The sequence below is a fragment of the Sinorhizobium sp. BJ1 genome (assembly GCF_002531555.1).
GTDB classification, from domain to species: Bacteria; Pseudomonadota; Alphaproteobacteria; order Rhizobiales; family Rhizobiaceae; genus Sinorhizobium; species Sinorhizobium fredii_B.
This window is the reverse complement of the sequence record NZ_NWTH01000038.1, coordinates 46,112-53,573: the sequence shown is the minus strand read 5'-3', so window position 1 is coordinate 53,573 and position 7,462 is coordinate 46,112. Positions and strand designations below refer to the sequence as shown.

Annotated in this window: 8 protein-coding genes and 2 pseudogenes; 7 read left to right on the top strand and 3 right to left on the bottom strand. The window is 61.7% G+C overall.

The genetic code is table 11. The features are described from left to right. From CO676_RS29455 to CO676_RS29435, 5 genes are all read left to right on the top strand, one after another. A partial coding sequence (locus tag CO676_RS29455) for a multicopper oxidase domain-containing protein (protein WP_179875694.1) occupies nt 1-452 on the top strand: 452 nt, incomplete at its 5' end. Between the two features lie 25 nt (nt 453-477). Continuing rightward, a complete protein-coding gene (locus CO676_RS29450; protein WP_097523690.1) occupies nt 478-918 on the top strand; it encodes a DUF411 domain-containing protein in 441 nt (146 codons plus the stop codon). Next, a complete protein-coding gene (locus CO676_RS29445) occupies nt 915-1,565 on the top strand; it encodes a redoxin domain-containing protein (protein WP_097523689.1) in 651 nt (216 codons plus the stop codon). The genes CO676_RS29450 and CO676_RS29445 overlap by 4 nt, the downstream gene beginning before the upstream one ends. Next, on the top strand, nt 1,565-2,269 hold the full coding sequence (locus CO676_RS29440) for an SCO family protein (protein WP_245424536.1): 705 nt from the start codon (nt 1,565-1,567) through the stop codon (nt 2,267-2,269). The genes CO676_RS29445 and CO676_RS29440 overlap by 1 nt, the downstream gene beginning before the upstream one ends. Further along, complete coding sequence (locus CO676_RS29435) at nt 2,263-3,084, top strand: DsbA family protein (protein WP_097523687.1); 822 nt, start codon at nt 2,263-2,265, stop codon at nt 3,082-3,084. Before CO676_RS29440 ends, CO676_RS29435 begins: the two co-directional genes overlap by 7 nt. 30 nt (nt 3,085-3,114) lie before the next feature. Here the strand turns inward: CO676_RS29435 and CO676_RS29430 are convergent, their stop codons facing one another. Beyond that, a complete protein-coding gene (locus tag CO676_RS29430) occupies nt 3,115-3,726 on the bottom strand; it encodes a class I SAM-dependent methyltransferase (protein WP_097523686.1) in 612 nt (203 codons plus the stop codon). Nucleotides 3,727-4,497: 771 nt separating this feature from the next. Here CO676_RS29430 and CO676_RS37070 point away from each other — a divergent pair. Beyond that, nucleotides 4,498-5,157, top strand: a pseudogene (locus tag CO676_RS37070) (protein-L-isoaspartate O-methyltransferase). Nucleotides 5,158-5,382: 225 nt separating this feature from the next. Here the strand turns inward: CO676_RS37070 and CO676_RS29415 are convergent. Then, the gene (locus tag CO676_RS29415; protein WP_097523685.1) at nt 5,383-5,886 is read right to left on the bottom strand and encodes a MarR family transcriptional regulator; all 504 of its coding nucleotides are present in this window, start codon (nt 5,884-5,886) and stop codon (nt 5,383-5,385) included. Between the two features lie 189 nt (nt 5,887-6,075). Next, nucleotides 6,076-6,362, bottom strand: a pseudogene (locus CO676_RS29410) (transposase); the annotation flags it as partial. 236 nt (nt 6,363-6,598) lie between these two features. Between CO676_RS29410 and CO676_RS29405 the strand changes: the two are divergent. Further along, complete coding sequence (locus tag CO676_RS29405) at nt 6,599-6,964, top strand: VOC family protein (protein ID WP_097523684.1); 366 nt, start codon at nt 6,599-6,601, stop codon at nt 6,962-6,964. Nucleotides 6,965-7,462: the final 498 nt, after the last annotated feature.

The window sequence follows — 7,462 nt, the reverse complement described above, 5'->3', positions numbered from 1 at the left end:
TCAGACCGTGTGCGCGTCACCCAGATCCACGGCAGCAGGCGTTTCCACACAGCCTCGGTGGGATGATGGGCGGCATGATGGGTGGCGGCGGTGGAATGATGGGCATGGGCCACGACGCGGTTTGGACGATCAACGGCCAGTCGATGACCGGCGACGGCCATGCCGGCATGGAACCCGCCCTCGTCTTCGAGCGGGGCCGCAGCGTCCTGCTGGAACTGCGCAACGAGACCGCCTGGTGGCATCCGATGCACTTCCACGGGCATAGCCTCAGGGTGCTGAGCCGCAACGGCAAGGCCGTGCCATATCGCCAATGGCAGGACACCGTGCTGATGGGCCCGAAGGACGTCGTCGAGGCCGCCTTCGTCGCCGACAACCCCGGCGACTGGATGTTGCACTGCCATGTCATGGATCACCAGATGGCCGGCATGATGGCCGTGCTGCGCGTCGCCTGAACCAAACAGAACAAGGAGAACCGAAATGAATCCTTCGATCCGCTTCGCCAGTCTCGCCGCTCTCATCGCCTTCGCCTCGCCGGCGCTTGCCGATCCGCTGCAGGCGACGCTCTATAAGAACCCGCAGTGCGGCTGCTGCGAGGGCTATGCTGCGTATCTCCGCGACAACGGCTTCAACGTTGACGTCAAACCGACCAACGACCTTCTCGAGATCAGCCGAAAGGCCGGCCTGCCGGAAGACATGCAGGGCTGCCACACGATGTTCGTCGAGGGCTATGTTGTCGATGGGCACGTGCCGGTGAACGTCGTCCGCAAGCTGCTCAAGGAGAAACCCCCGATCGCTGGCATAACGTTGCCTGGAATGCCTATGGGCTCGCCCGGAATGGCAGGCACCAAGACCGAACCATTCGTGATCTACACCGTGCCGAAGGACGGCAAGGCACCTGAGGTCTACACGACGGAATGACCAAGATGAACACCGACACAGCGAGGACCTCTGCGCCGTCGGCCATGCGCCGTCGGTCGCTTCTGCTGCTGGGTGTCATGGGCTTCGCTGGATTTGGAGGCGTCGCTCTCTTTCTCCGCGCCTCTGTCGGTCCAGAACCCGAGGGTGTCCCCAAGGGCTTCGTGCTGAACGATACGCCGAAGCCCATTCCGGATGTTCTGTTCACCGACGGCGACGGACAGCCTCGCACGCTCGCGGATTTCCGCGGCAAGGTCGTTCTGCTCAACGTCTGGGCGACCTGGTGTCTGCCGTGCCGCAAGGAGATGCCGACCCTCGATCGGCTGCAGGCGGCGCTGGGCGGTGACAGGTTTCAAGTCGTCGCCCTTTCGGTTGACCGCCTGGGAGCGGAGACGGTGAAGACGTTCTACTCTGAGATCGGGGTTCGGCGGCTCGCCGCGCACGTCGACGCTTCCGGTCGGGCGCTCTCCGCCCTTGCGGCAGTCGGATTGCCGACGACAATCCTGATCGACACCGACGGACGGGAACTCGGCCGACTGATGGGGCCTGCTGAATGGGACGCACCGGACATGGTGGCGTTCCTCAAGTCGATCGTCGAACAGAAAGCGGGAGGCGTGCCCACCTCCGGCAACAAGGGAAATTCGCAATGATGTATCCGGTGCGTATGCTGCGACTGGCACTCCTCGCGATCGCCGCGGTGATGGCGTTGACCGCACCGGCGGCGGCTCATTCGCTCGAGGAGGTCGATCAGGACCTCCGCGACAAGGAGCAGTATTTCCAGCCCGTGGACAGCGAAGCGCCTGCCTTCACCCTGCAGGATGCCGACAGGCGGGTGGTCGGCCTCGACGTGTTGCGTGGCAAGGTCGTCGTCCTGAATTTCGTCTACACCAACTGTCCGGACGTCTGTCCGCTGCATGCGGAGCGGATTGCCGAAATCCAGAAGATGATCAACCAGACTCCGATGAAGGAGATGGTCGAGTTCGTCACCATCACAACGGATCCGAAGCACGACACCGGCCCGGTCCTCCGCGACTACGGCGAGGCGCATGGCCTTGATCCGGCAAACTGGGTCTTCCTGACGACCGATCCGGACAACCCCGAGGACACGACCCGCAAGATCGCCGAGACCTACGGTCTCAAGTTCACCGAAGACAACGGCGGCATGCAGATGCACGGGATCGTCACCCACGTGATCGATCAGGACGGTCGCCTGCGCGCCCGCTTTCACGGGCTGAAGTTCGAGACGGTCAATCTGGTCGTCTTCGTCAACGCGCTGACAAACCGGACACAGAAGCCGCATCCGCACCCGGAGCCAGGTTTCTGGGAGAAGCTGAAAGGATTGCTCCCATGGTAGCAGAAGCGCCCGACAATTCCTCTTCCGAACCGGACTCCGCCGCTGGAAAGCGGGGGCGATGTCCGAGGCTCTTGGCGTTTACCGCAATTGCGCTCGCGGGCCCGTCGGTCGTGCTCTCCGGACTGGCGCTGCTGTTTGCGGCGGGTGTCCTTACGCCCCTTCGCAAGACCGATGATCTCGAGCGGCAACTTCATGCCTATATTCTCGCCAACCCCCAGGTGATCCTTGAGTCCGTGAAAGGACTGGAAGCGCGCCAGCAGGCGGCGGCCAACAGCGAAGCGGCCAAGGTGGTCTCGGAGCGGCGCGATGATATCTTCAACGATCCGGATGCCCCGGTCGGCGTGAATCCCCAAGGCGACGCCATCGTCGTCGAGTTCTTCGACTACAACTGCCCCTATTGCCGGCAGGCGGCACCGCTGCTCGGCAAGCTCGAAAAAGCCGACAAGGGAATACGGCTCGTCTTCAAGGAATATCCCATCCTCGGCTCCGGATCGGTCTTCGCCGCCCGCGCCGCGCTTGCGAGCCGCAAGCAGGGCAGGTATCTCGCCTTTCACCAGAGGATGATGACCTACAACGGCCGCATCACCGAGACCTCGACCCTCGAAGTCGCCGCCGATGTGGGGATCGATGTCGAGCGCCTGAAGACCGACATGCAAGACCCGGCGATCGACGCCGCCATCAAGCGCAACATCGCCCTCGCGGAAGCCTTGCGCATCGGCGGCACGCCGAGCTTCGTCGTCGGAAAGGAAGTGGTCCGCGGACTCGTCGACGAGGCGACCATGAAGCGGCTGATCGCGTCGGCACGCGCAAAATAGCGGGCGCTGGACTAAGAGCGCGGCCGTTACTCATCTAGGACGGGCGCTGCCCTCATACATGAACGTCATTGGCTTCGGCCCTCGCATGTAGCCGGTCTCGATACGCTCGATGCCGAAGCCGGCTCCCTCGATCATCGACTGGATCGGGCGGTTGAGATGACAGCCGCCGCTGATACGCCGCCAGATCGGCGTGAGCGTATCCTGCCACCAGCGCACGCCGCGGTCGGGCGAAAGGCCGTGCTCGACGAAGAGGAGTTTGCCCTGCGGCCTGAGCACGCGGCGCATTTCGGTTAGAGCCTCGGCGGCTTCCGGGATCGTGCAAAGAGTCCAGGTCGTCACCACCGTATCGACGCTGCTGTCGTCGAGGGGAATCTGCTCCGCGGAGGCTTCGATGAAATACAATGGCGCGTCAATAGGCGGAGCGCGACGGGCCATCGCGAGGAGATTCGGGTCGGGTTCGAGTGCAAAGATCTCGCGAACCCTCGGGCTGTAGAACGGCAGGTTCAGTCCCGAACCGACGCCAATCTCCAGGACGCGCCCCTCCGCCGCGCCGATTACGCGCTCGCGACACGGCCGCAGTCGCTCGTTGCGCATAGACAGGTCGCATAGTCTGGGCAGGATAACTTCGCGATAGATACCCATGGATGCTCCTCCCATTCAGCCTCGGCCGCACTGTCTCTCCGCAACTTCTCGCTCCGGCGGCTCATTTCAGTTTGATAGGCGCGCTCGCGCTCTGGCCAGGTGCTCTTCACGAATGTCAGTACCGCACGGATCTCGTCATCGCTGAGGACCTCGCCGGAGCCTGGCGTTTCGCTCTGGTAGCCTCCACCAACAACCGCGGCTGGCCCCTGCTTGGTCAGACGGAAGAGCACACCATCGGGATGATGCCACGTGTGGCCGGAGGCGTCATGCGGCGGCGCGCGCATCCGGGAGGCGCAGTGCTGAACGTAGACTGTCCGGCAGAGAGGGACTGTTCTGGCGTCATCGGCGGCCTGCCGTTTGCTGAAGTGGATCCAGTACCAGTCGAAGAATAGCGCTGCCAGCACAACGGCTGCCAAGACTGATGCCAGGAATATCGCTGAACGAGTGACACTCATCTGCTCACTAGCGACCTTGCGGTGGAGAGTGAATAATACTAGCGATTGACGGTGTGCTTCAATTTGCAGGCAGGTATCTCATCGGGGTCCGTCCGACGGTAATGCCCTTCCTGATCGCGGAGTCACTTTCGGAACCTTTTTCGAGCGACTGGAACTGGGCCCAATTAAGCCCATTGACCATACAGACACCAATGACCGGTTAGGGACCCATTTGCGGCCACCGCGGTTTGCGCGCCATGGCGCAAGTGGACTCGGTTCCCGTCACGCCTGAGGCCGTCTGATCATAGCTATCTGGCAATGAGGAAGGCCTGCGATCATGAAACCAATGAATGAAGAGCACCTCGCGATCTTACGCAGGCACATGGTCGAGCTGATGCTATCAATGTCGAGCTTGCGAGCGACGAGCTCGGCAGGGCGGCGCTGATCCGGTGACGGCTGCGATGCAGCGGGTGCCGCGGCATCTCTTCGTGCCAGCCCCGCTTGCGCCTTATGCCTATCGGGACATGCCGCTGCCGATCGGCCTCGATAAAACCATCTCGCAGCCCTTCATGGTCGCTGACCGATCTCCTCGCTCCCCAACGGCATGAGGCAGTGCTCGAAATCGGCACCGGCCTGGGCTATCAAACCGCAATCCTCGCGGAGCTCGCCGGCAGGTCTGGAGCGTGGAAATCATTGAGGAATTCGCAAGCCATGCCGAGGCTCTGCTGCAGGGCTTCGGTTATAGCAATGTCGGCATTCGTGTCTGAAGTCTCGCGGCTGGCCTGAGCGCGTTCCGTTCGACAAGATACTGGTCACGGTGGCGGCCAAGCAGTCGCCGCCGGCATTGCTTGACCAGCTCAAGCCGGATGGACGCCTGGTCAGGCCGTTGGGATCTGGAAAAGGACAATTCCTGACTGTCAATGACAAAGACGCGGCAGGGGAACTCAAGCTTCGCAAACTTATCCCGGTTCAGTTTAGTCGGCTCGAAAAGGTTTAATGCGGCGTGCGGACATCCGGCCGAGCCGAGACGGGACCTGATTTGCGCCTGAGCGATCTCGAGTTCCCAGCATGTGCACGTGAGCGGCGCCGTCAGTGAGCCGCTGCGATGTCTTTGCAGAGGACCGGCGCGTGGACACCCAGAGTTGCTGCAAGTGGCGCCGGGAGCCGTAACACCTTATCGGCGGCCGGCGACGCCGTTACCGGCGCTCCGCTGGCGGAGCCCCTATGATTTTTCCGGGCCGGCCCGCGTGGTGCGCAGGAGATTGTCGCGTAGCCTCGCCACGTTTCCCTGCACTTCATCAAAGTCGTCTCCAAGCCCGGTCGCGTCGACCAGCGCCGCGGCGGGATCGGAATCGAGCAGAGTGCGTCCGGCGGGGGTCAGGCTCAATCGAACCTGCCGCTCGTCCGCGGGATCGCGGCGACGTATGATGAAGCCTATCTGCTCGAGCTTCTTGAGGATCGGCGTCAGCGTGTTGGATTCGAGGAACATCTTTTCCCCGAGTTCCCCGACGGTCTGGTCGTCCTCCTCGGAGAGGGCGACCAGGGCGATGTACTGAGTGTAAGTCAGGCCAATCTCGTCGAGGATCGGCTTATATGCCCGACCGAAGGCAAGGTTAGCCGAGTAGATCGCGAAGCACAGGAAATTCGACAGCTTCCGTCCCCCGCTGCCTGCCTGCGGGGACGCGGGCGGTCCACTGGAGCTCTTTGCGGTCGGGGACGTGGTCATGGGCAAATCCAATCGAGTTCTTACTGCCGCATATATAAATCGGGTGCGATTAAATCGCAATATTATCGAGGCGGTTCCGAAAGAGATAGGCACATCGCTACCGCGGCCACGCTACACATCCGAACGAAACGGTTGTTCAAAATGTCTGGCTTTTCTTCTCCCGTCGCAGCCTGCTGGTGAGCCCCGGGTGATCGAAGTGCTGTCGATCATCTGGATCGCACCGTCATGTGCGGCGGTGATGGCGTTCATCAGCCGATCCCACATGCCCGCCTTCCGCCATTGGACGAAGCGATTATAGCAGGTAGTGCGAGTGCCATAGGGCCCGGGTAGGTCTCGCCACGGCGCACCGGATCGCAGCACCCAGAGATGCCGTTCAGCACGCGTCAATCATAGACGCGCGGCACGCCTCTCGTCTTGTTGGGTAGCAGCGGCTCGATCACGCGCCATTCGAAGTCGGTCAGGTCATATCGGCTCATGTTGAGCCTCAAATCAGAAGCTGGCGCGATATGAAAGCCGCCATTTGGTATGCTGACCCAATGTCGGTCGTATAGGGTGTCATAAACACCGCCGAAATACGACCTACGTCCAAAGCCCATCTTAATCCAACTTCTGCGGCTGGCATCCAGACAGCCAGCTTCTGCACTCCGCTCCATCGACAGGAAACCTTTGCGCGAGTGGACCGTTGTAGCTACAAGACAGAGGAGAAGGTTGAATGGCATCCGTCCGATACATCGTTGCAGACGTCAACGAGGCGGTCGCGTTCTATCGAGACAATCTTGATTTCAAGATCGACAAGCACAATCCGGGCAAGTTCGCCGCGCTGCTACGCGATGACTTGACGCTGTATCTCAGCGCCCCAGGTGCGGGGAGCGGTGGTCAAGCGGGCGGCGATCCGAAGCCGGGCGGATGGAACCGATTTATGATTGTTACAAACGAGGTCGACGTCCTTATTGAGCGGTTGCGCCGGGCTGATGCAAGATTCCGCGGCGAAGTCAGCGACGGCGGTGCCGGCCGCGCCATCTTGCTTGAAGATCCATCGGGCAACGTCATCGAGCTATTCGAGTTCAAGAAGGATTGAGCCTGACGTAAAGCCGATGGCGGCGGACTGTTGGTTTTTATACGTGTGCTCGCGGTCATGTCGCGTTCCGCCTTTGACCAAAAGCGGACGGGTCGGAATCTACCCTATCTCAGTCGTCCAGTTTATGGGTTCATGGCCCACGCGCCGGCGGCTCCCGGAGGAGCGCGCCGGCTCCGACCGGGGGCTTCTGACATAAAACTCCGGTCGCCCGAGTTCGCCGCTTTTCGACAAGCTCCGCGACTTGAACAAGTTTCCGGACGAAAGGCGTTGAGAAGCGCCGGTTGGCTGGGCCAGCCGCCTCGGCGAGCGCATGCTCCTAAGTTTTTCCCAAGGGCCTGCACGGAATCTGCAATTGCGCGCGACATGCTAATGTCATGACCCGCACCGAAATTCCTTTCTCCCTCCCCATTCCAGATCGCCTCCGCGTCGACGGCTGGTGGTTGAGTTCCGAAGGCGTCTGCCAGCGCGCCCTATCCGGCCGCGACGGCGCGCAAATGC